23 protein-coding genes and 3 tRNA genes are annotated in these 24,548 nt (G+C 67.7%); 14 read left to right on the top strand and 12 right to left on the bottom strand.

The features are described from left to right. Positions 1 to 65 precede the first annotated feature (65 nt). Entirely contained in the window at positions 66 to 746 is a 681-nt protein-coding gene (locus tag U9J39_RS07575) for a hypothetical protein (protein ID WP_115680009.1), read from the bottom strand. 160 nt (positions 747 to 906) lie between these two features. Here U9J39_RS07575 and folD point away from each other — a divergent pair, with 160 nt between their 5' ends. The 5 genes from folD (at position 907) to U9J39_RS07550 (ending at position 7,239) form a co-directional block, all read left to right on the top strand. After that, a complete protein-coding gene (gene folD, locus U9J39_RS07570) occupies positions 907 to 1,758 on the top strand; it encodes a bifunctional methylenetetrahydrofolate dehydrogenase/methenyltetrahydrofolate cyclohydrolase FolD (RefSeq protein WP_115680008.1) in 852 nt (283 codons plus the stop codon). A gap of 128 nt (positions 1,759 to 1,886) precedes the next feature. After that, a complete protein-coding gene (locus U9J39_RS07565; RefSeq protein WP_116312416.1) occupies positions 1,887 to 3,971 on the top strand; it encodes a M3 family metallopeptidase in 2,085 nt (694 codons plus the stop codon). Then, positions 3,968 to 4,798: an exodeoxyribonuclease III gene (gene xth, locus U9J39_RS07560; RefSeq protein WP_172581734.1), complete on the top strand. Its 831-nt coding sequence runs from the start codon at positions 3,968 to 3,970 to the stop codon at positions 4,796 to 4,798. The genes U9J39_RS07565 and xth overlap by 4 nt, the downstream gene beginning before the upstream one ends. Positions 4,799 to 4,907: 109 nt before the next feature. Next, positions 4,908 to 5,426, top strand: a complete 519-nt coding sequence (hpaR, locus tag U9J39_RS07555) for a homoprotocatechuate degradation operon regulator HpaR (RefSeq protein WP_326346846.1) — start codon at positions 4,908 to 4,910, stop codon at positions 5,424 to 5,426. 19 nt (positions 5,427 to 5,445) lie between these two features. After that, complete coding sequence (locus U9J39_RS07550; RefSeq protein WP_326346845.1) at positions 5,446 to 7,239, top strand: SulP family inorganic anion transporter; 1,794 nt, start codon at positions 5,446 to 5,448, stop codon at positions 7,237 to 7,239. 179 nt (positions 7,240 to 7,418) lie between these two features. Here the strand turns inward: U9J39_RS07550 and U9J39_RS07545 are convergent, their stop codons facing one another. Further along, on the bottom strand, positions 7,419 to 7,682 hold the full coding sequence (locus tag U9J39_RS07545) for a DUF1488 domain-containing protein (RefSeq protein ID WP_018006788.1): 264 nt from the start codon (positions 7,680 to 7,682) through the stop codon (positions 7,419 to 7,421). A 227-nt stretch (positions 7,683 to 7,909) separates the two neighbouring features. Between U9J39_RS07545 and U9J39_RS07540 the strand changes: the two genes are divergently transcribed. Beyond that, positions 7,910 to 7,985, top strand: a tRNA-Lys gene (locus tag U9J39_RS07540). Positions 7,986 to 8,119: 134 nt separating this feature from the next. Here U9J39_RS07540 and U9J39_RS07535 read toward each other — a convergent pair. Next, positions 8,120 to 9,508 (bottom strand): 8-oxoguanine deaminase, encoded by a 1,389-nt coding sequence (locus U9J39_RS07535; protein WP_326346844.1) that lies wholly within the window; start codon positions 9,506 to 9,508, stop codon positions 8,120 to 8,122. Between the two features lie 139 nt (positions 9,509 to 9,647). After that, positions 9,648 to 10,556 (bottom strand): LysR substrate-binding domain-containing protein, encoded by a 909-nt coding sequence (locus tag U9J39_RS07530; RefSeq protein ID WP_116312412.1) that lies wholly within the window; start codon positions 10,554 to 10,556, stop codon positions 9,648 to 9,650. Between the two features lie 141 nt (positions 10,557 to 10,697). On the opposite strand from U9J39_RS07530, the gene U9J39_RS07525 reads away from it, so the two are divergent. The 3 genes from U9J39_RS07525 (at position 10,698) to U9J39_RS07515 (ending at position 12,784) form a co-directional block, all read left to right on the top strand. Further along, positions 10,698 to 10,773 (top strand) — tRNA-Lys (locus tag U9J39_RS07525). 356 nt (positions 10,774 to 11,129) lie between these two features. Further along, positions 11,130 to 12,110 (top strand): tripartite tricarboxylate transporter substrate binding protein BugE, encoded by a 981-nt coding sequence (locus U9J39_RS07520; protein ID WP_012352566.1) that lies wholly within the window; start codon positions 11,130 to 11,132, stop codon positions 12,108 to 12,110. Positions 12,111 to 12,433: 323 nt separating this feature from the next. Then, a complete protein-coding gene (locus U9J39_RS07515) occupies positions 12,434 to 12,784 on the top strand; it encodes a hypothetical protein (protein ID WP_115709063.1) in 351 nt (116 codons plus the stop codon). 68 nt (positions 12,785 to 12,852) lie between these two features. Here U9J39_RS07515 and U9J39_RS07510 read toward each other — a convergent pair whose 3' ends face one another. Further along, positions 12,853 to 14,370 carry an acetyl-CoA hydrolase/transferase family protein gene (locus tag U9J39_RS07510; protein WP_115709061.1) on the bottom strand — a complete coding sequence of 506 codons (1,518 nt, stop codon included), beginning with the start codon at positions 14,368 to 14,370 and terminating at the stop codon, positions 12,853 to 12,855. A 387-nt stretch (positions 14,371 to 14,757) separates the two neighbouring features. On the opposite strand from U9J39_RS07510, the gene U9J39_RS07505 reads away from it, so the two are divergent. Both U9J39_RS07505 and U9J39_RS07500 read left to right on the top strand, forming a co-directional pair. Continuing rightward, positions 14,758 to 15,318, top strand: a complete 561-nt coding sequence (locus U9J39_RS07505; RefSeq protein ID WP_326346843.1) for a MarR family transcriptional regulator — start codon at positions 14,758 to 14,760, stop codon at positions 15,316 to 15,318. A 165-nt stretch (positions 15,319 to 15,483) separates the two neighbouring features. Beyond that, the gene (locus U9J39_RS07500; RefSeq protein WP_326346842.1) at positions 15,484 to 20,337 is read left to right on the top strand and encodes an NAD-glutamate dehydrogenase; all 4,854 of its coding nucleotides are present in this window, start codon (positions 15,484 to 15,486) and stop codon (positions 20,335 to 20,337) included. Positions 20,338 to 20,358: 21 nt separating this feature from the next. Here U9J39_RS07500 and U9J39_RS07495 read toward each other — a convergent pair whose 3' ends face one another. The 3 genes from U9J39_RS07495 to U9J39_RS07485 form a co-directional block, all read right to left on the bottom strand. Continuing rightward, positions 20,359 to 20,712 (bottom strand): hypothetical protein, encoded by a 354-nt coding sequence (locus U9J39_RS07495; RefSeq protein WP_115679999.1) that lies wholly within the window; start codon positions 20,710 to 20,712, stop codon positions 20,359 to 20,361. Positions 20,713 to 20,809: 97 nt separating this feature from the next. Then, a complete protein-coding gene (locus U9J39_RS07490) occupies positions 20,810 to 21,094 on the bottom strand; it encodes a hypothetical protein (protein WP_115709055.1) in 285 nt (94 codons plus the stop codon). A 120-nt stretch (positions 21,095 to 21,214) separates the two neighbouring features. Continuing rightward, a complete protein-coding gene (locus U9J39_RS07485; RefSeq protein ID WP_115709053.1) occupies positions 21,215 to 21,610 on the bottom strand; it encodes a hypothetical protein in 396 nt (131 codons plus the stop codon). Positions 21,611 to 21,794: 184 nt separating this feature from the next. Between U9J39_RS07485 and U9J39_RS07480 the strand changes: the two genes are divergently transcribed. The 3 genes from U9J39_RS07480 to U9J39_RS07470 all read left to right on the top strand — a co-directional run bounded on the left by U9J39_RS07480 (position 21,795) and on the right by U9J39_RS07470 (position 23,099). Continuing rightward, the gene (locus U9J39_RS07480) at positions 21,795 to 22,055 is read left to right on the top strand and encodes a hypothetical protein (protein WP_111519746.1); all 261 of its coding nucleotides are present in this window, start codon (positions 21,795 to 21,797) and stop codon (positions 22,053 to 22,055) included. A 44-nt stretch (positions 22,056 to 22,099) separates the two neighbouring features. Further along, positions 22,100 to 22,606: a cupin domain-containing protein gene (locus tag U9J39_RS07475; protein WP_326346841.1), complete on the top strand. Its 507-nt coding sequence runs from the start codon at positions 22,100 to 22,102 to the stop codon at positions 22,604 to 22,606. A 268-nt stretch (positions 22,607 to 22,874) separates the two neighbouring features. Then, entirely contained in the window at positions 22,875 to 23,099 is a 225-nt protein-coding gene (locus U9J39_RS07470; protein WP_092313567.1) for a DUF2188 domain-containing protein, read from the top strand. 15 nt (positions 23,100 to 23,114) lie between these two features. Here U9J39_RS07470 and U9J39_RS07465 read toward each other — a convergent pair whose 3' ends face one another. From U9J39_RS07465 to U9J39_RS07450, 4 genes are all read right to left on the bottom strand, one after another. Beyond that, positions 23,115 to 23,255: a hypothetical protein gene (locus U9J39_RS07465; RefSeq protein ID WP_154676077.1), complete on the bottom strand. Its 141-nt coding sequence runs from the start codon at positions 23,253 to 23,255 to the stop codon at positions 23,115 to 23,117. Between the two features lie 188 nt (positions 23,256 to 23,443). Continuing rightward, positions 23,444 to 23,520: transfer RNA gene (locus tag U9J39_RS07460), tRNA-Pro, on the bottom strand. Positions 23,521 to 23,575: 55 nt separating this feature from the next. After that, on the bottom strand, positions 23,576 to 24,001 hold the full coding sequence (locus tag U9J39_RS07455; RefSeq protein ID WP_326346840.1) for a MerR family transcriptional regulator: 426 nt from the start codon (positions 23,999 to 24,001) through the stop codon (positions 23,576 to 23,578). A 116-nt stretch (positions 24,002 to 24,117) separates the two neighbouring features. Next, a complete protein-coding gene (locus U9J39_RS07450) occupies positions 24,118 to 24,528 on the bottom strand; it encodes an integration host factor subunit alpha (protein WP_111519743.1) in 411 nt (136 codons plus the stop codon). Between the last annotated feature and the right edge of the window lie 20 nt (positions 24,529 to 24,548).

Here is a 24,548-nt window from a genome sequence, read left to right as displayed (position 1 = left end):
GGCCGCACCTGCGCCCCGCTGCGCCACTTCCCCACGCCACTTCCCCACGCCCTGCCGCCCACCGCTCAGCGCCCGAGGTAATCCTCGTCGCGGAAGGTCACCACCCACTGTGGCCGATAGACCACAAGCACTGCGACCAGCATGCCGGTGAGGAAGGCCTCGCCGAAGGCGAGGATCACGGCCCCGAGCAAGGTGTCGGCAAGGCTCAGTGGCTGTCCCGGCATGGCCAGGTAGCGCCAGGCCGCCTGCGCCGTCCCGGCCCCAAGCGCGGCCAGGCCGGCGGTGAAATACCCGTGCCCCAGGATGAATACGAACGGATGGCGCGGCAGCAGGCGCCGCATCGCCGCCTGCAGGCCCGCCGAGAGCAGCGCCGGCAGCAGCGCCAGCCACACGTAGCGCACCCATAGCGCGGCCCAGTCGAACTGGCTCCAGCCGTGCCCGGCCAGGTACTCCAGCCCCAGCAGCGAGACCACGTCCGCGGCGAACAGCGACAGCAGCGCCAGCGGCAGCCCGAACAGCGTCACCATCAGCGTGGCGCCGAGCAGCTGGATCACCATGCCGCCTGCCAGCGTCGCGCGCACCGTCCACAGCAGCGCGACCAGCAGCATCGCGCCCAGCCAGGCATTCTGCAGCGCATCGCGGCGCAGCAGCCGCCAGGGCCGGCGCGTCAGCGCCCACAGCAGCCCGCACACGGACAGCAGCACCAGCAGCGGATCGGATAGCGTCGAGGCAAGCGCGGTAGGCATGCGGCCGATGCTACCAGTACCTGGCCAGCGCGATGGCTGCCGGCGGTCAAGCTCCGTGCGACAGGGCCCGCGCAACCCTTATAATTCCGCCTTTGGCCCTGCCGCGCGCCTGCGCTGGCCGGCGCCGTCACCTTCTCGCCATCACCCCGTCCTGCCTCCCATGCCTGCCCAACTGATCGACGGCAACGCCCTTGCCAAGCAAATCCGCTCCGAAGCCGCCCAGCGCGCCGCCCGCCTGACCGAACGCGGCCACCAGCCCGGCCTGGCCGTGGTGCTGGTGGGCGAAGACCCGGCCAGCCAGGTCTATGTGCGCAACAAGGTCAAGGCCTGCGAGGACAACGGCTTCCATTCGTCGCTGGACCGCTATCCGGCCGACCTGTCCGAGGCCGACCTGCTGGCCCGCATCGACGCCCTCAACCGCGATCCCCGCATCCACGGCATCCTGGTGCAGCTGCCGCTGCCGAAGCACATTGACAGCCACAAGGTGCTCGAAGCGATCGCCCCGGAAAAGGACGTCGACGGCTTCCACGTGGCCAACGCTGGCGCGCTGATGACCGGCGCCCCGCTGTTCCGCCCGTGCACGCCCTACGGCTGCATGAAGATGCTGGAATCGATCCAGTACCCGCTGCGCGGCGCACGCGCCGTGGTGGTGGGCGCCTCCAATATCGTCGGCAAGCCGATGGCGATGCTGCTGCTGCAGGCCGGCGCCACCGTCACCATCTGCAACAGCAAGACCCGCGATATCGGCGCCCACACCCGTGACGCCGACGTGGTGGTGGCCGCGGTCGGCAAGCGCAACCTGATCACGGCCGACATGGTCAAGCCCGGCGCGGTGGTGATCGATGTCGGCATGAACCGCGATGACCACGGCAAGCTGTGCGGCGATGTCGACTTCGCCGGCGTGCGCGAAGTCGCCGGCTACATCACGCCGGTACCGGGCGGGGTCGGGCCCATGACCATCACCATGCTGCTGATCAACACGCTGGAAGCCGCCGAGCGCGCCGCGGGCTGACCTCCCGCGCTTGCCGCCGGCGCCCGATGCGCCACCCGGGGCACTGGAAAATCCACCGCCCCGGCCCCATCTGCGGGAATATCGCCTGACCAAGACCAGCCAACCGAGCAGCCAACCGAGACCACGCCATGGACCACGCCGCCAACGCTACCAATCCGCTGCTGGACTTTTCCGACCTGCCCCGCTTTGCCGAGATCCGGCCGGAGCACATCAGCCCCGCCCTCGACGTGCTGCTGGAACGCGCGCAACAGGCCGTCGCCCGCGCCCAGGATCCCGCCACGCCCGCCGACTGGGCCAACGCCGTGCAGGCGCTGGAAGCCGCCACCGAGCCGCTGGGCCGCGCCTGGGGCGTGGTCAGCCACCTCAGCGCCGTCGCCGATACGCCCGAGCTGCGCCAGGCGCATGCCGAGAACCTGCCGCGCATGACCGAGTTCTGGTCGTCGCTCGGCCAGAGCCTGGCGCTGTACGACAAATACAAGGCACTGGCGGCCAGCCCCGAGTTCGCCGGCATGAGCGCGGCGCGCCACCAGCTGATCGAGAACGAGCTGCGCGGCTTCCGCCTGGGCGGCGCCGAACTGCCCGAAGACAGGAAGCCCCGCTTTGCCGAGATCCAGGAGCAGCAGGCCCAGCTGTCCAAGGCCTTCTCCGACCACGTGCTCGATGCCACCAACGCCTACGCGCTGATCATCGACGACGAGGCGCGCCTGTCCGGCCTGCCCGACGATGCCCGTGAAGCCGCCCGCCATGCCGCGGAAAAGGATGGCAAGGCCGGCTGGAAGTTCACGCTGCACTTCCCCTCCTACTTCCCCGTGCTGCAGTACGCGGACGACCGCGCGCTGCGCCAGACCCTGTACGAGGCCAACGTCACGCGCGCGTCCGAGCTCGGGCCGCAGCACGGGCAGGGCCAGGCCGACTGGGACAACACCGCCAATATGCGCGAGCAGCTGGCCCTGCGCCGCGAAGAGGCGCAGATGCTGGGCTACCAGTGCTATGGCGAAGTCTCGCTGGTGCCGAAGATGGCCGAATCTCCGGCCGAGGTGCTCAAGTTCCTCGACGAGCTGGCGGTCAAGGCGCGCCCCTATGCCGAACAGGACTGGGCCGAGCTGAAGGCCTTCGCCGCGGCCGAGCTGGGCCTGCCGGAACTGGCGCCATGGGACGTGGCCTATGCCTCGGAGAAGCTGCGCCAGCAGCGCTATGCGTTCTCCGAACACGAGGTCAAGCAGTATTTCCCGGAAGCCAAGGTGCTGGAGGGCCTGTTCGGCGTGGTGCAGAAGCTGTTCTCGGTGAGCATCCAGCCCGAGCAGGCGCAGACCTGGCACCCCGACGCGCGCTTCTTCCGCGTCAGCACCCCCGATGGCACGCTGCTGGCCCAGTTCTACATCGACCTGTACGCGCGCGAAGGCAAGCGCGGCGGCGCGTGGATGGACGACGCCCGCGGGCGCAAGGTGCTCGAGCATGGCGGCGTGCAGACCCCGGTGGCCTACCTGACCTGCAACTTCTCGGCTCCGGTCGGCGACAAGCCCGCGCTGTTCACACACGATGAGGTCATCACCCTGTTCCACGAGTTCGGCCACGGCCTGCACCACATGCTGACGCAGGTGGGCGAACTCGGCGTGTCGGGCATCAACGGCGTGGAGTGGGACGCGGTGGAACTGCCGTCGCAGTTCATGGAGAACTTCTGCTGGGAGTACGAAGTGCTGACCGGCATGACGCAGCATGTCGACACCGGCGAGCCGCTGCCGCGTGCGCTGTTCGACCGCATGCTGGCGGCCAAGAACTTCCAGAACGGCATGATGACGCTGCGCCAGATCGTGTTCTCGTCGTTCGACATGCACCTGCATACCGATTTCGATCCGGCCGGTGCCACCTCGGTGCTGGAGCTGTCGCGCCAGATCAATGACCGCGTGCACGTGGTGCCGCAGCATCCGCTGTCGCGCTGGCCTAACACCTTCAGCCATATCTTCGCCGGCGGCTATGCGGCGGGCTATTACAGCTACAAGTGGGCCGAGGTGCTGTCGGCCGATGTCTACGCGGCGTTCGAAGAGGCCGCGCAGCTGTCGGGCACGGTCCTCGACAGCGAAACCGGCGCGCGCTACCAGCGCGAGATCCTGTCGGTGGGCGGCAGCCGGCCGGCGATGGCCTCGTTCGTGGCGTTCCGCGGCCGCGCGCCGCAGATCGACGCGCTGCTGCGCCACGGCGGGATGGCCGCATGAGCGCGCTGGGACTGCCGGGCCAGGGCCCGCTGCGCATTGCCAGCTGGAACGTCAATTCGCTGAAGGTGCGCCTGCCGCAGGTGCTGCAGTGGCTGGCCGAGCAGGACCAGGCCGGCGCGCCGATCGACGCGCTGTGCCTGCAGGAACTGAAGCTGCCCGACGACAAGTACCCGCTGGCCGAACTGGAAAATGCCGGCTTCCACAGCGTCTACACCGGCCAGAAAACGTACAACGGCGTCGCCATCCTGGCGCGCGACGCGAGCATGCCCGGCCCCGTCGACGTGGTGCGCAACATCCCCGGTTTCGAGGACGCGCAGCAGCGCGTGATCGCCGCGACGTATGGCGACCTGCGCCTGGTCTGCGCCTATTTCCCCAACGGGCAGGCGCCCGACTCGGACAAGTTCGCCTACAAGCTGCAATGGCTCGAAGCGATGACCGCGTGGCTGCGCGAGGAAATGACGCGCCACCCGCGGCTGGCGCTGCTGGGCGACTTCAATATCGCGCCGGAAGACCGCGACGTGCACGATCCGGCCAAGTGGGAAGGCCAGAACCTGGTCTCGCCGCCCGAGCGTGCCGCCTTTGCCGCGCTGCTCGAACTTGGCCTGGCCGATGCGTTCCGCAAGTTCGAGCAACCGGAGAAGGCATTCTCGTGGTGGGACTACCGCATGCTGGCGTTCCGGCGCAATGCCGGCCTGCGCATCGACCATATCCTGCTGTCGCCGGCGCTGACCGAGCAGTGCAGCGCGTGCGTGATCGACCGTGTGCCGCGCACCTGGGAGCAGCCATCCGACCACACCCCGGTGGTGGCGACGCTGCATTGCGGCTGACCCTGCGCGGCGTGCGCGCCTGCCGGCCGCGCTGGGGCATGGCGCCGATTCAGGCAAGCCCGGGCAAGCCCCGCTCGCCGCGCCCGGCCGTGCCCGCTACACTGCGGGCATGAGCCCTCCCAGCCAGGCCATGTTTCGCCATCGCAATCTCCCCCACCTGCTGCTGCAAGCGCGCGAAGCGTTGCTGGCCGGCTTCCGGCCGATCCTGCGGCAGTTCGGCGTGACCGAGCAGCAATGGCGCGTGCTGCGCACGCTCAACGAGCGCGGGGCGATGGAGCCCAACCAGCTCGCCGAGGCATGCCTGATCCTGAGCCCCAGCCTGACGCGCATGCTGGCGGGCATGGAAGACGCCGGGCTGGTGGCACGCACGCGCTCGGCCACCGACCAGCGCCGCCAGCTGGTCAACCTGACCAATGCCGCGCGCGACGTCATCGCGCAGATGGAACCACTGATCGACGCCCGCTACCAGCAGCTCGCGCAGCAGCTGGGGGCCGAGCGCCTGGCCGAGGTCTATCGCGCGCTCGACGCCATGCTGGCGAGCCTGGGCCCGCAGCAGGCCACACCTCAATCCACTGCGCCAGCCCCAGCCGCCTTGCCGCCCTCCGAACGCGGTGGCGAAGCCCGCTAGCCAGCGCCGTTTTCCGCCGATGCCCGCGCCCACCACCGCATCCCTGCTGCCACGCCTGTTCCCCTGGAGCCAGCGCGTCGACCCGACCACGCTGCGCGCCGACCTGGTGGCGGGACTGCTCGGCGCCGTGCTGGTGTTGCCGCAGGGGGTGGCGTTCGCCACGCTCGCCGGCCTGCCGCCGCAGTACGGCATCTACAGCGCGGTGGTGCCGTGCATCGTGGCGGCTCTGTTCGGTTCGAGCTGGCACGTCATGTCAGGACCGACCAACGCCAACTCGCTGGCACTGTTCGCGATGCTGAGCCCGCTCGCGTTCGCGGGCAGCCCGGCCTATATCGGCCTGGCGCTGGCGGTGACCATCGTGGTCGGCGTGATGCAACTCGCGGTGGGCACGCTGCGGCTGGGCTCGCTGGCCAACTTTATTTCGCCGTCGGTGCTGCTCGGCTTTACTTGCGGCGCGGCGACGCTGATCGGCCTGTACGCGCTGAAGGACCTGTTCGGCCTGTCGGTGCCGACCGGCACCAGCGCCTTCGGCGTGCTGCGCCATCTGTTCGAGCATGCCGACGCCATCAACTGGGACGCGGCCATGGTCGGCGCGGTCACGCTGGCGGTGACGCTGCTGTGCAAGCGGCTGTGGCGGCGCCTGCCGTTCATGCTGCTGGGCCTGCTGGCCGGCTATGGCGTGGCGCTGTGGCTGAACCAGTCTGGCGGCCACCACGTCAACGTCGTGGGGCCGATTCCGTCGGCGCTGCCGCACTTCCAGGTGCCGGACGTCGACTGGCGCAAGCTGCCCGACCTGCTGGGCATCGCCGCGGCGCTGACCATCGTCGCGCTGGGCCAGTCGATCTCGATCGCCAAGGCGGTGGCGTTGCGCTCGGGCCAGCATGTCGATGCCAACCGCGAGTTCATCGGCCAGGGCCTGTCGAATATCGCGGGCGGCTTCTTCTCCGGCTATATCTCGTGCGGCTCGCTCAACCGCTCGGTGCCCAACTTCGAGGCCGGCGCGCGCACGCCGCTGGCGAGCGTGTTCTCGGCGCTGTGGCTGGTGGCGCTGGTCGCGGTCAGCGCGCCGCTGCTGGCGCAGATCCCGATGGCGGCGATCGCGGCGATGCTGCTGCTGGTGGCGTGGGGCCTGCTCGACATCGCGCGGCTGCGCCGCATCTTCACGCTAAGCCGCACCGAATTCGCGATCGCCATCGGCACCTTTGCCGCCACGCTGGTGATCCGGCTGGAAATGGCGGTGCTGCTCGGCACCGTGCTGTCGCTGGTGGCTTACCTGTACCGCACCTCGCGGCCCGCGGTGCGCAGCCTGGTGCCGGATGCCGACGATCCCGGCCGGCGCTTCACGCCGCTGGACGAGCTGCGCCGTCCGCAGCCGGAATGTCCGCAGCTCAAGCTGCTGCGCATGGAGGGTGCGATCTACTTCGGCGCGGTGCAATACGTGACCGACCGCCTGCACTGGCTGCGCACCGTCAATCCCGGCCAGACCCACCTGCTGGCGATGACCAAGAGCATGAATTTCATCGACCTCGCCGGGGCGGAAATGTGGGAATACGAGCTGAGCGAGCGCCGCGCGCTCGGCGGCGACCTGTACTTCCACCGGCCGCGCACGCAGGTGCTGCAGACCTGGGCGCAGACCGGCTTTACCGTCAAGCTCGGCGCCGACCATGTGTTCCCGACCAAGCGGCAGGCGCTGCACACCATCATCGGACAACTGTCGCCGGAAGTCTGCGCCCGCTGCACCGTGCGCATCTTCGAGGAATGCGCGTCGCGGCCTGGCGCCACGGCAGCGACGGCCGCGTCCGCGCAGCCATGAGCGCAGCGCCCGCACAGGCGCGCTTCGCCACGGTCACGGCGGAAAAAACGGAAGAAACTGGGGATTGCCTGCGCCGTCGGTGCCGGCTGGCAAGCAAGGCCGGACGGCCTATGCTCTGAACCCTGATGCCAGATGGGCGCCCGCGGCTTGCCTGGGGCGGGCCGGGGCATCCATCTGCATCAGATCGGCGCCACGTGGGCGCGCTTGACGACGATAGGCTGCGGCGCGCCCTGCTCGATCAGCACCACGGCGGCGCGTTCGATGGTTTCGCGGCCGGCGCGGAATGCTTCTTCAAGTGACAGCACCTGGTCGGCGCTGAAACCTTCCCACAGTGCTTCGCGTGTCACCACGCAAGTCACCTTCTCGCCATTGACAAGTGCCTGGAACAACAAGCCTTCGTTATTGATGTCGTAGCGCTCTTGCTCTTGGAATTTGATATCCATCGGTGCAGCCCTCCATATGCAAGTGGAGAAACATCCTAACATGGCTCCGGCAAAATCGTATGGGTAGAACCCTATGCGATAGGGTTCATTCGGAAGACCACCGCGACCGCCGTTCGGTTCCGTCGCACACCCCCTTCGCACGCAGGGCTCGTGCGCGTAGCTTGCCATGGCAATTGCGTCAGGCAATTGACAGCGCCGGAAATCATGCTAGAATCTCGTTCTTCGTTGGGGCGTTAGCTCAGTTGGTAGAGCAGCGGACTCTTAATCCGTAGGTCGAGTGTTCGAGTCACTCACGCCCCACCAGCGAATACAAAAAAGGCCGGAAGCAGCAATGCTTCCGGCCTTTTGCTTTTGGCAACGGCCTTTTGCCCTGGGCGGCCCGGACCGCACCGATCCGTTGCGGCAGAGGCCACTGCCCCCGCCGCAACGGCACTGTGTCACGCGCCAACGCTGGCCCGCTCGAACAGCGTGCGCGCCAGCGCGCGATGGCGCAGCAGCACCGCGGGCAGGTCGGCCGTCAGCAGCTCGCCGTCGCGCACTACTTCCCTGCCATTGATCACGCTGGCCGCGACATTGGCCGGCGTGCAGAACACCAGCGCCGCCACCGGGTCATGGCCGGCGCCGGCAAACCCGACCGACGCCAGGTCGAAGGCGACGAAGTCCGCCGACATGCCCGGCGCCAGCGCGCCGATATCGTCGCGGTTGAGCACGCGCGCGCCACCCAGCGTGGCGATTTCCAGTGCCTCGCGCGCGCTCATCGCGGCCGGACCGTAGCCGACCCGCTGCAGCAGCATCGCCTGGCGCGCCTCGCCAAGCATATGCGCGCCGTCGTTCGACGCGCTGCCGTCCACGCCCAGCCCCACCGGCACGCCCGCATCGCGCATGGCACGCACCGGCGCAATGCCCGATGCCAGCCGCATGTTCGAGCACGGGCAATGCGCCACCCCAGTGCCGGTGCGGGCGAACAGCGCGATGCCCTCGTCGTCCAGCTTGACGCAGTGCGCGTGCCAGACATCGTGGCCGACCCAGCCCAGGTCCTCGGCATACTGCGCCGGCGTCAGGCCGAATTTCTCGCGCGAATAGGCAATGTCGTTGTCGTTCTCGGCCAGGTGCGTATGCAGCGACACGCCGTAGTGGCGCGCCATCACCGCCGATTCGCGCATCAGGTCGCGCGACACCGAGAACGGCGAGCACGGTGCCAGCACCACGCGCAGCATCGCGTGGCGCGCGCTGTCGTGGTACTGCTCCACCAGCCGCTGGCTGTCGCGCAGGATGGCGGCCTCCTCTTCCACCACCACGTCCGGCGGCAGGCCGCCCTTGCTGCGGCCCACGCTCATCGAGCCGCGCGCGGCATGGAAGCGCATGCCCATCTCCTGCGCCGCGGCGATCGAGTCGTCCAGGCGCGAGCCATTGGGAAACAGGTAGAGGTGGTCGCTGGTGGTGGTGCAGCCCGACAGCATCAGCTCGGCCATCGCGGTCTTGGTCGACACCGCGATCATTTCCGGCGTCAGGTGCGACCACAGCATGTACAGGTTGGTCAGCCACGAGAACAGCTCGGCATCCTGCGCCGCCGGCACCGCGCGCGTCAGGCTCTGGTACATGTGGTGGTGCGTGTTGACCAGCCCGGGCGTGACCACGCGGCCGCGCATATCCAGTACCTGCGCGCTGCCGTCGTCCACCATGCGCCGGTATTGCGGCGGCAGCTCCGCGGTGGGGCCGACCCATTGCACCGTGGGGCCTTCGGCGACCAGCGCACCGTCGCGGATCTCGCGGCGCTGGGCGTCCATGGTCACCAGGACGTCGGCATTGAGGGCGATCAGGGTCATGGCGGAATTCCTTCTGTGAGCGGATGGGATTGAGGGCAGATACGATCGCCGCCAGTCTACGGCGGCGCGTTGCCTCTTCCCAAGCACAGAATTCCGAGCAGCCTGTCCACAAAAAGTGGACATCTGCCAGAAGCCCGGCTCAGCGGGCCTGCGCGAACAGCGTCGCCAGCGCGTCGCCGATGCGCTCGGCCATCAGCGCCGCCGCGGCGTTGAGTGGGCCGCCGGCGCGCGCCACCAGTGTCAGCGTCTGGCCCTGCAGGTGGCGGTCGCGCAAGGGCACGTACACCAGCGCCTGGCGCGCACGCTCCTCCATCACGTCGAGCGGGTTCAGCAGGGCAATGCCGGTCCCCAGCAGCACCAGCTGGCGGATCAGCACGGTCGAGGTCGACTCCGCCACCGGCGACACCTCGATCGCATTGCGCGCAAAGGCCGCATCGAGGATGGCGCGGATCGACAACGACGGCGCCGGCAGGATCAGCGGATAGCCGACACATTCGCTTAGCAGCACCGATGGCCGCGCCGCCAGCGCATGGCCGGGCGGCACCACCGCACCGATCTGCCAGTCGCTGCTGGCCAGCGCACGAAAGGCCGGCAGTTCCGGCAGGTCATAGCCCAGGCCCAGGTCGGCATCGCCCTGCTCCACCGCCGCCACGATATCAGCCACCGGCAGGTCATTGACGCGCACCACGATGCCCGGATAGCGCTGGCGGAAGTCATGCACCAGCGACGGCATCAGCGAGCCCGCCAGGCCTGCCGTCACCGCCAGCGTGACCTCGCCCCGGCGCGCGCCCTTGAAGTCCTCGATGCGCTCGCGCAGCGCGTCGTGCTCGCGCAGCGTCTGGCGGACATGGGCCAGCACCATCTCGCCCAGCGGCGTCAGCCGCAGGCGCTTGTTGATGCGCTCGAACAACGGCGCGCCCAGTTCGGCCTCCAGATCCAGGATCTGCCGGTTGACCGCGGTCGGCGCCACATGCAGGTGCTCGGCCGCCTTGCGGATGGAACCGCGGCGAACGACCTCGTCGAGATAGCGTAGGACTCTGGCGTGCATGGATCTGGCAAACAGGTGGATGCGATGCCGGCGCGGAGGCGCATGATGGCGGCCTGGCATTGTAGCGGTCAGGCTTCGCAAAAAATGCCGCAAAGGCTATTGCGCCGCATCCGATACCTTGCTACAATCTTTTTCTTCGTTGGGGCGTTAGCTCAGTTGGTAGAGCAGCGGACTCTTAATCCGTAGGTCGAGTGTTCGAGTCACTCACGCCCCACCAGCGAATTCAGAAAAGCCGGAAGCCTTGCTTCCGGCTTTTTGCTTTGGCGCTGCCTTAACGCTTGCCTCTCCATCCCGGCCACGCGCGCGATCGGCAACACGGCCCGATTCTTGATACGCGGGTTCTCACCAATTCCCCTGCAGGCGCTTTCCCGGTTGAATCGCTCCGGCGCCATTGTGGAACATAGTTCCGTATCGCGGAACTATCGCAAAGGCGCCGGCCGTACCGCATCCCGGCACGGCCCGGTCATGCCAGCCCGGAAAAACCTGACCGCGCGGACGCCGGATCCGTAGCCGATCCGCGGACACGCCTGCAGCCCGGCTGGCGAATCAGTGAAAGAAGAATGGAGGCCCTCCTTGAAAGCAGTCCTTAACGCCGGCGCAGCCGCATGCATCGCGGCCCTCGGCCTGGCCCACGCCGGCCTGGCGCACGCCCAGTCCTACCCTGCCAAGCCGATCCGCCTGATCGTGCCGTTCGCGGCCGGCGGCACCACCGATATCGTGGCGCGCGCGGTGTCCGACGGCCTGGGCCGTGAACTGGGCCAGCCGGTGGTGGTGGAGAACCGCGGCGGCGGCGGCGGCGCCATCGGTGCCGACGCGCTCGCCAAGTCCGCGCCGGACGGCTACACGCTGGGCATCGCCACGGTCAGCACCATGGCGACCAACCCGGCCACCAACCCGAAGAACCCGTACGATCCGCTCAAGGACTTCGCGCCGATCACCAACCTGGTCAACGTGCCCAACGTGCTGACGGTGAATCCGAAGGTCCCGGCCAAGACCCTGAAGGAATTCGTGGCGATGCTGAAGGCCAACCCGGGCAAATACAGCTATGCCTCGGCCGGCAAGGGCAGCATCTCGCACCTGGACGGGGAACTGTTCAAGGACATCACCCAGACCGACATGGTCCACATCCCGTACCGCGGATCGGGCCCGGCGCTGAACGACACGCTGGCGGGCCAGGTCAACGCGCAATTCGACAACCTGCCGTCGTCGATGCCGCATATCCAGGCCGGCAAGCTGCGCGCGCTGGCGGTGGCAGCGCCCAAGCGCGTCGAGGGCCTGCCCGACGTGCCGACGTTTGCCGAAGCCGGCATGAAGGACATGAACAACATGGCCTGGTACGGCCTGGTGGCCCCGGCCGGCACGCCGGCGGCGATCATCACGCGCGTGCATGACGCGGCGGTCAAGGCGCTGCAAGACCCCAACGTCAAGCGCCGCCTGGCTGACAGCGGGGCCTACACCGATGGCAACACCCCGGCGCAGTACGCCGCCCAGATCAAGCGCGAACTGGACCTGCGCAAAAAGATCGCGCGCGACCAGAACATCACGCTGGAATAAGCCGGCCTGGCGGCATCAGCCGCCTCCGGACCGTGAAAACCGGCTGCCGCGGCAGCCGGTTTTTTTATGGACGGCGCCCGAAAAGGCGCCGCGCACTACTCAGAGTCTTCCTATTTCCGCCGCATTTGATCCCGCACAGCACGCCAGCTCCGCCGGTAACGTTCAATACGTGTAGAAGAAACTTTCACTTTGCGGACACGCGCCGACTCGGTACATTTACCGGGTGCTCCGCAACACCGCGCCGGCATTCGACCGGCCAACGTCCGGCCCCAAAACCGGTTTCGCGCAGGCGCTGCGCGACCGTCATTCGCGAGGATAGCAAGATGCTGAAGAAGACCCTGATCGTTGCAGCCCTGGCCGCGCTCGGCGCGACCCAGGCGTATGCGCAGAAAAACTACACCGAAGGCGGCGATCTCTACAGCGGCAGCCACACCAAGAAGGCCGGGCCGAACCAGAGTGCGGCCAAGTCCGGCAAGTTCGACCCGTACACCGACGGCGCCAAACAATCGACCAAGTCGGAGCTGAACAGCTCCGGCAAGAAGTTCGATCCGAACACCGATGGCGCCAAGGCCGGCAAGTACGACCCGTACACCGACGGCGCCAAGGCGGGCAAGACCGATCCCTACACCGACGGCGCCAAGGCGCCCGCCAGCCAGGGCACCAAGGCGCAGTAACCCGCCTTCGTCCAGGCAGACAAACAGCCCGCACGTGCGGGCTGTTTTGTTTCAGGGGTGGCCCGGGCTCAGGCGGCCAGCGCCGGTGCCGGCCGCACCGGCTGCATGGTGCCGCGGTCGCGGAACGCGGCATGCCAGGACAGCGCCTCTTCCACCAGGTGCGGGGTCTGGCCGCCATGGGCGCAGGCACGGCGGAAGTAATCGCCCAGCAGGTCGCGGTATTGCGGATCGGCGCAGTTGGCGATGACGGTGCGGGCGCGTTCGCGCGGCGCCAGGCCGCGCAGATCGGCCAGGCCGTGCTCGGTGACGATGATGTCGACATCGTGCTCGGTATGGTCGACGTGCGCCACCATCGGCACGATGCTGGAGATATCGCCACCCTTGGCCACCGACTTGGTCACGAACACCGACAGGTGCGCATTGCGGGCAAAGTCACCCGAGCCGCCGATGCCGTTCATCATGTGCGTGCCGCCCACATGGGTCGAGTTGACGTTGCCGTAGATATCGCACTCGAGCGCCGTGTTGATGGTGATCAGCCCCAGCCGGCGCAGGATCTCCGGATGGTTGCTGATTTCCTGCGGCCGCAGCAGCAGGCGCGAGCGGTAACGGTCCAGGTTCGACAGGAAGCGCTGGTACACCGCGCGCGTCAGCGTCACCGACGAGGCCGAGGCAAAGGCCAGGCGCCCCGCATCCAGCAGCTCGATGGTGCTGTCCTGCAGCACTTCGGAATACATCTGCAGCTCGCGAAACGGCGACTCGACCATCCCGTGCAGCACCGCGTTGGCAATGGTGCCGATGCCGGCCTGCAGCGGCTGCAGCGACGGCGACAGCCGCCCGGCGCGCACTTCGCGCAGCAGGAATTCATTGAGATGACCGGCGATCTGGCTGGTGCCGGCATCCGGCGGCAGCGCGTTGGACGGGCTGTCGTCCTTGGCGGTGATGACAATGGCCGCGATCTTCTCGGGATCGATCGGGATATACGGCAGGCCGATGCGCTGCGCGGGCGCGATCAGCGGGATCGGCTGGCGGTACGGACGCTGCACCGGGAAATAGATGTCGTGCAGTCCTTCCAGCTCCAGCGGCATGTTCAGGTTGATCTCGACGATCACCTTGCGCGCCAGCATGGCGAAACTGGCCGAGTTGCCCACCGAGGTGCTGGGGATGATGCCGCCCTGCTCGGTGATTGCCACCGCTTCCACCACCGCGACGTCCACCGGCGCAATCTGGCCCGAGCGCAGCTGCTCGACGGTCTCGGACAGATGCTGGTCGATGAACATGACTTCGCCCGCATTGATCTTGCGGCGCAGCGTGGGATCGGACTGGAACGGCAGGCGGCGCGCGATCACGTCGGCCTCCGCCAGCACCCGGTCGATGTCGTTGCCGAGCGAGGCGCCGGTCATCAGCGTGATGCGCAGCGGCTCGGTGGCGGCGCGACGGGCGAGCGCGAACGGCACTTCCTTGCAGTCGCCCGCGCGCGTGAATCCGCTCATGCCTACCGTCATGCCGTCGCGGATCAGCGCGGCGGCTTCGTCGGCCGAGACCACCTTGTCATGCAGCCTGGCCAGGCGAATGCGTTCCTTGTACATCCTTGATCTCCGTTCTGACGGCCGGCCCGTGCCTGCGCCGTTTGCCCCGTGCTGGCCTGGCGGCTGGTTGCGGGGTCTCCGGCAGGCAGTGTAGCCAGCCCCGCCTATTCCAGCGATGATTTAAAGTCATTCATTCAAGTCGCTTTTTTCATAATCCTGCAAATGACGCGCAGCAGTCGGCACTAGTGCGCGGTACCGGCTCAGGACATTCCCGCAGTTGTCACAAATCCGGCAAAAGTTTCTGTTAGTCTCGCCGTTCGGTCGACCCAGCCCGCCCCAGAGGCTGCGGCGGCCGTGCCGCCCGGGCCGGCCATGCTCCGGCCCCTTGCACCCCTGCGGGTGCCTGTGCATTGCGGTGGCGGCAAAACACAACAGGAGACGCCATTCATGCAGCCAAGACCCCTCGAACCCAGCGAGCCGGTTGTCCTTGCCCTGATTGACGCAGTCACCGCCTGGCAAGGTGCGTTGGACCAGACCCTGCGCGCCTCGGGCCTTAGCTATTCCCAGTGGCTGCTGCTGCGGGCCATCCGCCAGGGTGCCTTCAAGCGCGGCTTGCCGCTGACCGGTCCGATGCCGCTCGAAGCCGCACAATCGGAGACCATGCTCGACGAACTGCGCCGCGACGGCTGGATCGAATACACAGCGACGGTGGCACCCCGCATCGCCGAAGGCGCCACGGCGCGGGTGCAACGTACCGCGCAGGCGCTGAGCGCGCTGCACAGCGTCTCGGTCGCGGCCTTTAATTCGCAGGAGCGTGCCGCGCTGGGCAGCCTGCTGGACCGGATGAAATCCACGCTGGACGGCCACACTTCACGCCAGGTCAGGGCCGCCTCCGAGGCCCCCCGGCAGGAACGGCACAGCCAGCATAGCCAGCCGCTGCCCTGCCCGGGCCTGCCGCCGGTCGCGCACCGTCCGTCTTCCTGCCCCAGCCTCGCCACGCGCTTCTGAGCGCTGCCCGGGTCCCGCGGCTCGCCGCCGGGACCCGTCCGTGCCCCTCCCTCGCCATCGCCAGTACCCGCCACTTTGTTGCGCCGGGTACTCGGATTTTTCCTAAAGTATGAGCATGCCCCGGCACATGCCCCGGCGGCCCATCGACACCGCGAGGAGGGGAACATGCCGCAGGAGAACGAAGACAAGGTCGCGCACCTGCTGGACCAACTGGCCAACTTCGCGCGCGGGCGGCTGCCGGCGGCGATGTTCAGCGTGGTCGAGCCCTTCCTGCTGCATTACTACGACCAGGCCGATGCCGAAGACCTGTTGCGGCGCGAAGTGGCCGACCTGTACGGCGCCGTGATGGCGCACTGGCAGACGGCGCAGAAGTTCACCCCCGGCAGCGCCCGCATCCGCGTCTACAACCCCAACCTGGAAGAGCACGGCTGGCACTCCGACCACACCGTGGTCGAGATCGTCAACGACGACATGCCGTTCCTGGTCGACTCCGTGACCATGGAGATCAACCGCCAGGGCCTGGCGCTGCATTCGGCCATCCATCCGGTGTTCCGGGTCTGGCGCGGCGGCACCGGCATCGAGCGGATCGCCCCTGCCGGGGCCGGCGAGGGTGGCGACAATTCGCGCCTGGAGTCCTTCATCCATTTCGAGATCGACCGCACCGGCGAGGCATCGCGCCTCGACGCCTTGCGCAACGGCATCTCGCAAGTGCTGGTCGACGTGCGCGCCGCGGTGGAAGACTGGCCGAAGATGTGCGACATCACGCGCGCCACCATCGGCGTGATGGCGCAGGCACCGGACGCGGCTTCAGCGGAGAGCGTTGAGGCGCGCGCCTTCCTGGAATGGATGATGGACGACCATTTCTCGTTCCTGGGACAGCGGGACTACCAGCTGGTGGCGCGCGACGGACGCTACTTCCTGCGCGGCGTGGCGGGCTCGGGCGCCGGCATCCTGCGCGAAAGCCTGCGCGAACCCGATGCCGAAGACCTGACCCCGCTGCCCGCGGCGGCCACCGCGATCATCGAAGGCAGCTCGCCGATCTTCCTGACCAAGGCCAATTCGCGCGCCACCGTGCACCGGCCCGGCTATCTCGACTACGTCGGCGTCAAGCTGCTCGACGAAAACGGACAGCTGTTCGGCGAGCGGCGCTTCGTCGGCCTCTACACCTCGACCGCCTACATGGCGCCGATCGCCGACATCCCGCTGGTGCGGCGCAAGTGCGCCAACATCCTGGCACGCGCCGGCTTCCTCGCCAAGGGCCACCTGTACAAGTCGCTGGTCACGATCCTGGAGCAATATCCGCGCGACGAACTGTTCCAGGCGACCGAGGACGAGTTGTTCGACATCACCACCGGCATCCTGCGGCTGCAGGAACACCAGCGCACGCGGCTGTTCGTGCGGCGCGACCGCTTCGATCGCTTTGTCTCGTGCCTGGTGTTCGTGCCGCGCGACAAGTACAACACCGACCTGCGCCAGAAAATCCAGAAGCTGCTGACCGCGGCCTTCCACGGCACCAGCTGCGAGTTCACGCCGCTGCTGTCGGAATCGCCGCTGGCGCGCATCCAGCTGACCGTGCGCGGCGAGCCCGGCACCATGCCCAAGGTCGACACACAGGAGCTGGAAGCGCGCATCGTGCATGCCAGCCGCCGCTGGCAGGACGACCTCGCCGAAGCGCTGCACGAAAGCCATGGCGAAGAGCAAGGCAACAGGCTGCTGCAGCGCTATGGCGGCTCGTTTCCCGCCGGCTATCGCGAAGACTATCCGGCGCGCACCGCGGTGCGCGATATCGAGCTGATGGAGCACGCGGTGCGCGGCAACGGCATGGCGATGAACCTGTACCGCCCGATCGAGGCCGCGCCGGGTGCGTTCCGTTTCAAGGTGTACCGCGCCGGCGAACCGATCGCGCTGTCGCTGAGCCTGCCGATGCTGGAGCACCTGGGCGTGCGCGTCGATGAAGAGCGCCCTTACCTGATCGAGCCCGACAGCGGCGCGCCGCTATGGGTGCACGACTTCGGGCTCGAAATCGCCGATGGCAGCAGCGCCGCGGAGTTCGACATCGCGCGCGTCAAGGCGCTGTTCGAGGATGCCTTTGCGCGCGCATGGCACGGCGAGATCGAGAACGACGACCTCAACCGCCTGGTGCTGCGCGCCGAACTCGCCGCGCGCGACGTCACCATCCTGCGCGCCTACGCGCGCTACCTGCGGCAGGTGGGCTCCACCTTCAGCGATGCCTATATCGAACGCGCGCTGACCGGCAACGCCGCCATTGCCGCAATGCTGGTGGCGCTGTTCGTGGCGCGCTTCGACACCTTCAGCCAGGTCGCCGCCGACACCGCGCGCCAGGCGCGCTGCGACAAGCTGCTGGCCGATATCGGCACGGCGCTGGACAAGGTACCCAACCTCGATGAAGACCGTATCCTGCGGCTCTTCCTCGGCGTGATCAACGCCACCGTGCGCACCAACTATTTCCACCGTGGCGAGGACGGCCAGCCGCGCCCCTACCTGTCGTTCAAGTTCAATCCCGCGCTGGTGCCAGGCTTGCCGGAGCCGCGCCCGATGTTCGAGATCTGGGTCTACTCGCCGCGAGTGGAGGGGGTGCACCTGCGCGGCGGGCGCGTGGCCCGCGGCGGCCTGCGCTGGTCGGACCGGCGCGAGGACTTCCGCACCGAAGTGCTGGGCCTGATGAAGGCGCAGATGGTCAAGAACACGGTGATCGTGCCGGTCGGCTCCAAGGGCGGCTTCGTGGTCAAGCGCCCGCCGCCGCCCACCGACCGCGACGCCTTCCTGCGCGAAGGCATCGCCTGCTACCAGACCTTCCTGCGCGGCCTGCTGGACCTGACCGACAACCTCGTCGGCGGCGAGCTGGTGCCGCCACCCGACGTGGTGCGCCACGACGACAACGACCCCTACCTGGTGGTGGCCGCGGACAAGGGCACGGCCACGTTCTCGGACTTCGCCAATGCGATCTCGGGCGAGTACGGGTTCTGGCTGGGCGATGCCTTCGCCTCCGGCGGCTCGGTCGGCTATGACCACAAGAAGATGGGGATCACCGCTCGCGGCGCCTGGGAATCGGTCAAGCGGCATTTCCGCGAGATGGGCGTCGACATCCAGTCCACGGAATTCACCGTCGCCGGCATCGGCGACATGTCGGGCGACGTGTTCGGCAACGGCATGCTGCTGTCGCCGCATATCCGCCTGGTGGCCGCGTTCGACCACCGCCACGTCTTCCTCGACCCCGATCCGGACCCGGCGCGCAGCCTGCAGGAACGCGCGCGGCTGTTCGGGCTGCCGCGCTCGAGCTGGGCCGACTACGACGCCACGCTGATTTCCGCGGGCGGCGGCATCTATCCGCGCACGGCCAAGACCATCCCGCTGTCGCCGCAGGTGCAGGCGGTGCTCGGCATCACCGCGAGCGCGCTGTCGCCAGCCGAACTGATCCACGCCATCCTGATGGCGCCGGTGGACCTGCTCTACAACGGCGGCATCGGCACCTACGTCAAGTCGAGCCAGGAGACGCACCTGCAGGCGGGCGATCGCACCAACGATTCGGTGCGCGTCAATGGCAGCGAACTGCGCTGCAAGGTGGTCGGCGAAGGCGGCAACCTCGGCTTTACGCAACTGGGCCGCATCGAGTTCGCGCGCAAGGGCGGCCGCATCAATACCGATGCCATCGACAACTCTGCCGGCGTCGACTGCTCCGACCACGAGGTCAACATCAAGATCCTGCTGGGACTGGTGGTCGCCGACGGCGAGATGACCGAAAAGCAGCGCAACAAGCTGCTGGCCGAGATGACCGACGAAGTCGGCCTGCTGGTGCTGCAGGACAACTACTACCAGACCCAGGCGCTATCGGTCGCCGGCCGCAGCAGCGGCGCGCTGCTCGACGGCGAGGCGCGCCTGGTGCGCTGGCTGGAACGCGCCGGGCGGCTGAACCGCGCGCTCGAATTCCTGCCGTCGGACGAGGACATTGCCGAGCGCAAGCTGGCCGGCGAAGGCCTGACCTCGCCCGAGCGCGCCGTGCTGCTCGCCTACAGCAAGATGTGGCTGTACGACGAACTGCTGGGCTCGGACGTGCCGGAAGACGTCCTGGTTGCCGGCCTGCTCGCGGATTACTTCCCGGTGCCGCTGCGCCAGCGCTACGGCGACGCCATGCAGCGCCATCCGTTGCGGCGCGAGATCCTGTCCACACACCTGACCAATATGCTGGTCAACCGCATCGGCGCCACCTTCGTGCACCGGATCATGGAAGAAACCGATGCGCGACCCGCCGATATCGTGCGCGCCTGCCTGATCGCGCGCGACGTGTTCGGCCTGACCGCGCTGTGGCAGGAGATCGACGCGCTCGACAATCGCGTCGCCGACGCCGAACAGGCGCGCATGTTCGGGTCGGTGGCGCTGCTGCTGGAGCGCGCTTGCCTGTGGTTCATCCGCTATCTGCGCAGCGGCAGCAGCGCCACCGAAGACCTGGCGCGTTTTGCGCAGGCGGCACAGTGGCTGGCGCCCCGCTTGCCGCAACTATTGCCGCAGGCCGATGCCACGGCGTTGACCGAGCATACGCGTGCGCTGATCGAGGCGGGGGTGGGCGAGACGCTGGCCGCGCGCGTGGCCGGCAGCGAGATCTCCGCCGCGGCGCTCGACATCGCCGAAGTGGCCGCGGCGTGCGAGCGCAGCCTGGAGCTGGTGGCCGGGGTCTACTTCGCGCTGGACAGCCACCTGAGCTTCAGCTGGCTGCGCGACCGCGCGCTGGCGCTGCCATCGGACACCCACTGGGACTTGCTGGCACGCACTACCACGCTCGATGATCTGGGACGGCTCAAGCGCGCGCTGACGGTCAGCGTGCTGTCTCAAGCGGGAGATCAGGCCTCGCCGGAAGCGATGATCGACGCCTGGCGCGCCAGCCGCCATGGCGCGCTCGAACGCTTTACGCGCATGCTGGCGGACCAGCGCGCCTCCGGCGCGGCGGGACTGTCGATGCTGTCGGTCGCGGTGCGCGAGATCGGCATGCTGGAGCGAAGCTAGCCGCCCCGGCTGCCTGCCGGCTTACTCGTCGGTGTCAGGGTCAGGATCAGCGCCGAGGTCCGCATCGGCGTCGGCGCTGCGCGGGCGCAGCTCGAGCCCGAGCAGGATCAGCAGCTCGAACGCATCGGACAGCAAGTGCTTCTGCCGCGGCAACAGGCTGGCGTACGGCATGTCGTAGATCGACTGATGCGCCGCGCGCTCGCCCTTCAGGCCACGGTCGCGCGCGATGTCCGACAGCAGCGCGGCAAAGCCGGACAGGTCCTGCGCCGCCAGCGCCGAGTTCAACACCTTCGCGATAACTTCGGGCGAAGCGTTGGCCCAGCCCATGCGCTCGGCATTGGAAGCGGGGTCGTTGGGAAGGTCGGCAAAGTCCATGTTGTGTTTAACGGTCCTGCCTAAACTAGCTTAAGCCGCCAACGATGTGAATTTGACCCCACACAGGTGGGGTGACATGGCCTGCCACCGGTGCCGGTCAGCGCGATGCGGGCTTGGCGCGGCCCTGGGCCGGTGCCTTCCGCGCTACCTTCGCCGGCGCCTTCGGCCCTGCTTCGGCGCGCCGCTTCGCCGGTGCCTGTTGCGCGGCGCCGGCGGGTACCTGGCGATAGGTCGTGCTGCCATCCTTGGCCGTGCGCGCCACGACATGGTTGCGCGCGCCACACTGCGGGCAGCGGAACACCAGTCCCTGCCCTTCATCGCGGATCTGCACCTCGTCCGGCTCCCAGCTGGCGCCACAAGCCTGGTTCCCACAAACAAACATGAATTCTCCTGGAGGATCGTGCCGATCGACTGTCGGCACGGACGCGATTATCAGGCCTGTCGCGCGCCAGCGGGTCGATTTGTCGCCGATTGCGCCGGTCGGCCGGGATGGCCCCGCGCTTCAACCATTGCGCTGCACCCATTGCTGTGCCCACGCAATCGCCGCTGCCCGCGCCTCGTCCGGCGTGGCATGGGTGATCGGCGGCGCCCCGCCTTCCAGCACCACCGCGCCCGATTCCCAGATATCGCACAGCGCCTTGAACCGCCCCATGCCGAGCGCATGGCAGAACACGTGGATGACGAAGCCGCGGTACTCGACCACGTCAGTGGCGGCATCGGTCAGCACCTGGTCCGCGGTGACATCGGCAGGCAGCAGTGGCGCATCGGACTGACGCGGTTCGCGCTGACCAGCGGCCGTGCGCGCCGACTGCGCCCACCGCGCCAACGCGCCCCCGGCCGCGGCGCCAAGCAGCACGCCAAGGCCGAACCAGCAGGCTTTGCTTCCGCTTCCAGCCATGGCATCTCCTGTAGCGACCCGGCGGTCGCGGCAAGACAGCGTCGTGAGGACTGTCACCGGTTTCAGGTTATACCAGGCAGCGCCAACGCACCGCCGCCCCATCGCCCGAAATTGAGAATCGGGAGGATGACCGAACGGCATGCCGCAGCTATACTGTACATTCATACAGTATCAGGACACTGCCATGCCCTTGTACCAGTCCGATTCCATTCTGCTCGAAGCCCATTACTTCGGCGACGACACCGAATCCGTACGCCTGCGCTGCGGCAGCGTCTGCGTCAACGCCGGCGCCATCGTGGTCGACGGCATCGAGCCGCGCCAGCTGCAATCGCTGCGCTGGACGCCGGACTTCCTGTCGTTCGAGTCGCAAGGCATGCGCCACCGCTACCCGGTGAGCCGCCCGGCGCTGGTCGGTCCCGCGCAGGCGCGCTTCGCCCTGCTCTAAGCTACGCCCTCCGATTCCACCGATGCGCCGCGCGCCATGCCCCCATGCCAGACCTGAGCCCGACCGCCCGCCAGCTGATCCACGCACTCGACCTGCGGCCGCATCCGGAAGGCGGCTACTACCGAGAAACCTATCGCAGCGAGGAGCGCGTCGCATGCCAGGACGGACGCACGCGCGAGGCCTGCACCGCCATCCACTACATGCTTTGCGGCAACGACTATTCGGCCTGGCATCGCATCCGCTCCGACGAACTGTGGCACTACCACGCCGGCTCCCCGCTGGACGTGCACCGCATCGTCGACGGCACCATCGTCACGCAGCGCCTGGGCGACCCGCTGCGGCATCCCGGCGCCGCGTTCCAGGCGCTGGTGCCGGGTGGCCAGTGGTTTGCCGCCGAACGCGCGGACGCTGGCGACCCCGAGGACTTTGCGCTGGTCGGCTGCACCGTCGCGCCGGCCTTCCAGTTCAGCGAATTCGAACTGGCCAGCGCGGCGACGCTTGCCGGACTCGTGCGCGGACATGACATGCGGTGGCAGCAACTGCTCCGATAGCGCCGCACAAAAAAACAGCCCGCCGCGGCGGGGTGCGGGCGGGCTGGTGAGTACAGCCCATCCAGTCTATGTGCACCTGCGTCGGCGCCATGCCCCGAGCATCCCGGTATCCGGGCGCTTTTTCTGATTTCCGGCCCGAGGGGTCACATGGCTAATGCCGCTACCGACAACTGCGCCGCAAAAGACACCGGCGCTGTCAGACGGTCACCGATACCGTCCGCGGGAAGCAGCGTGGAGACTAGGGCATCTTCCACCACGGAGGTGCGCCATGCCGGCCAAGAACATCCACGTCGTACCGCTCGACAACGGCTGGGCCATTGAATCCGAAGACGGCGCGGGCGGGCGCCAACTTTACGCGACGCAGGAAGACGCGATCGCCGCGGGCACCGAGAAAGCCCGGCAACTCCATGCAGAACTGCTCGTCCACGGCCGTGACGGCCGCATCCGGATGCGCAACAGCTTTGGCAACGACCCTCGCGATATCCAGGGCTGAACAGTTCACAGCGCGTCAGCCGCCGCTGGCGCGCTGCCCTTCCACACGCGCGCGCGTCGCGTAATAAGCAAGCACCAGCGATGCAGTCAGCGCCAGGCCGGCGACTGCCAAGGCGATGCATGTGGTGCCGACGATCCCGTTGCCCTTGTCGCTCATTGCTGCCTCCGTCGCGATGAAGTCCACTGTGCCACCACTATAGGTGCAACGGGCTGAATCGAAAAACGGCCATGGCTGCGCTCACGCGGAGACCACACTCGTTGCAGGCGCGAAGTAGCACGCGTTTGCCACCGGGACACGGAAATAAAAAAACCCGCTTGGCGATTTACCAAGCGGGTTTTTTTGTCTGGTCGGGGCGAGAGGATTTGAACCTCCGACCACCTGCACCCCATGCAGGTACGCTACCAGGCTGCGCTACGCCCCGAAGCAAAAGATTATAACAGAAGCATTTCTCGTATGACTAGCTCCTGACGTGGAAATTATCCGTCCTTCGCGATCTCGCGCAGCTGCGCCAGCAGGTGCTGCACGTCGACAAGGGCAGTGCGCAGGCCGGCGATGTCGACCGACAATGCCGGCGCTTTTTCCCCGCCGGCTTCCATCGATTCCTGCGTTGCCGGGGCCGCGCTGTGATGACGCCCTTCGTCGAGGCGGTTGCGCGCGCCGTTGATGGTAAAGCCCTGCTCGTAAAGCAGCTCGCGGATGCGGCGGATCAGCAGGACTTCATGATGCTGGTAGTAGCGGCGGTTGCCGCGGCGCTTGACCGGCTTGAGCTGCGTGAACTCCTGTTCCCAGTAGCGCAGCACATGCGGCTTGACGGCGCAAAGCTCGCTCACCTCACCGATGGTGAAGTAGCGCTTGGCCGGGATCGGCGGCAACGCGATGCGGTCGCTGGGTTTGTCCGACATGCAGTGTGTAGACGAGCGTCAGGCCATGCCGGCCAGGTGGTTGGCGCGCGTCACGCGCGCGCCCAGAAGAATACCGATGCCGGCCTCGGGAAGCAATCCGCCGTTCGGGTGACGGGTCAGCCGGCGATGCCGGCGCGTTCTTCGACCAGGCCCTTGAGCTTCTGGCTGGCGTGGAACGTCACCACGCGGCGCGCGGTGATAGGGATGACTTCGCCGGTCTTGGGATTGCGGCCGGGCCGCTGCGGCTTGTCGCGCAACTGGAAGTTGCCGAAACCGGAAAGCTTGACGCTGTCGCCCTGCTCCAGCGCTTCGCGGATGACATCGAAGAAGGCCTCGACCATGTCCTTCGACTCACGCTTGTTCAGGCCCACCTGGTCGAACAGCATCTCGGCAAGCTCGGCCTTGGTCAGCGTGGGAACTTCGGTCGCGCGGGCGTCCGGCATTGCCTCGTCAAGGGAGGATGCCTGCCGGTCGCTCATCTCACCCAGTGCTGCAGCGGTCATGGAATTCGCGTCTCGATCATTCATGTCGATCGCTCGAGTGTCTG

The sequence above is a fragment of the Cupriavidus sp. SS-3 genome, assembly GCF_035818815.1.
In the GTDB taxonomy this organism is placed as follows: domain Bacteria; phylum Pseudomonadota; class Gammaproteobacteria; order Burkholderiales; family Burkholderiaceae; genus Cupriavidus; species Cupriavidus taiwanensis_C.
The sequence above is the reverse complement of the archived record's forward strand: the minus strand, read 5'-3'. Positions and strand labels throughout refer to the sequence as shown.

Excerpts from the sequence above, each read along its gene's own strand:
- U9J39_RS07480 (WP_111519746.1), top strand. The coding sequence starts at position 21,795 with ATGCCCTTGTACCAGTCCGATTCCATTCTGCTCGAAGCCCATTACTTC.
- U9J39_RS07500 (WP_326346842.1), top strand. The coding sequence starts at position 15,484 with ATGCCGCAGGAGAACGAAGACAAGGTCGCGCACCTGCTGGACCAACTG.
- U9J39_RS07535 (WP_326346844.1), bottom strand. The coding sequence starts at position 9,508 with ATGACCCTGATCGCCCTCAATGCCGACGTCCTGGTGACCATGGACGCC.
- U9J39_RS07450 (WP_111519743.1), bottom strand. The coding sequence starts at position 24,528 with ATGAATGATCGAGACGCGAATTCCATGACCGCTGCAGCACTGGGTGAG.
- U9J39_RS07475 (WP_326346841.1), top strand. The coding sequence starts at position 22,100 with ATGCCAGACCTGAGCCCGACCGCCCGCCAGCTGATCCACGCACTCGAC.
- U9J39_RS07530 (WP_116312412.1), bottom strand. The coding sequence starts at position 10,556 with ATGCACGCCAGAGTCCTACGCTATCTCGACGAGGTCGTTCGCCGCGGT.
- U9J39_RS07485 (WP_115709053.1), bottom strand. The coding sequence starts at position 21,610 with ATGGCTGGAAGCGGAAGCAAAGCCTGCTGGTTCGGCCTTGGCGTGCTG.
- folD (WP_115680008.1), top strand. The coding sequence starts at position 907 with ATGCCTGCCCAACTGATCGACGGCAACGCCCTTGCCAAGCAAATCCGC.
- U9J39_RS07575 (WP_115680009.1), bottom strand. The coding sequence starts at position 746 with ATGCCTACCGCGCTTGCCTCGACGCTATCCGATCCGCTGCTGGTGCTG.
- U9J39_RS07465 (WP_154676077.1), bottom strand. The coding sequence starts at position 23,255 with ATGAGCGACAAGGGCAACGGGATCGTCGGCACCACATGCATCGCCTTG.
- xth (WP_172581734.1), top strand. The coding sequence starts at position 3,968 with ATGAGCGCGCTGGGACTGCCGGGCCAGGGCCCGCTGCGCATTGCCAGC.
- U9J39_RS07515 (WP_115709063.1), top strand. The coding sequence starts at position 12,434 with ATGCTGAAGAAGACCCTGATCGTTGCAGCCCTGGCCGCGCTCGGCGCG.
- U9J39_RS07495 (WP_115679999.1), bottom strand. The coding sequence starts at position 20,712 with ATGGACTTTGCCGACCTTCCCAACGACCCCGCTTCCAATGCCGAGCGC.
- hpaR (WP_326346846.1), top strand. The coding sequence starts at position 4,908 with ATGAGCCCTCCCAGCCAGGCCATGTTTCGCCATCGCAATCTCCCCCAC.
- U9J39_RS07455 (WP_326346840.1), bottom strand. The coding sequence starts at position 24,001 with ATGTCGGACAAACCCAGCGACCGCATCGCGTTGCCGCCGATCCCGGCC.
- U9J39_RS07510 (WP_115709061.1), bottom strand. The coding sequence starts at position 14,370 with ATGTACAAGGAACGCATTCGCCTGGCCAGGCTGCATGACAAGGTGGTC.
- U9J39_RS07545 (WP_018006788.1), bottom strand. The coding sequence starts at position 7,682 with ATGGATATCAAATTCCAAGAGCAAGAGCGCTACGACATCAATAACGAA.
- U9J39_RS07505 (WP_326346843.1), top strand. The coding sequence starts at position 14,758 with ATGCAGCCAAGACCCCTCGAACCCAGCGAGCCGGTTGTCCTTGCCCTG.
- U9J39_RS07490 (WP_115709055.1), bottom strand. The coding sequence starts at position 21,094 with ATGTTTGTTTGTGGGAACCAGGCTTGTGGCGCCAGCTGGGAGCCGGAC.
- U9J39_RS07470 (WP_092313567.1), top strand. The coding sequence starts at position 22,875 with ATGCCGGCCAAGAACATCCACGTCGTACCGCTCGACAACGGCTGGGCC.
- U9J39_RS07565 (WP_116312416.1), top strand. The coding sequence starts at position 1,887 with ATGGACCACGCCGCCAACGCTACCAATCCGCTGCTGGACTTTTCCGAC.
- U9J39_RS07550 (WP_326346845.1), top strand. The coding sequence starts at position 5,446 with ATGCCCGCGCCCACCACCGCATCCCTGCTGCCACGCCTGTTCCCCTGG.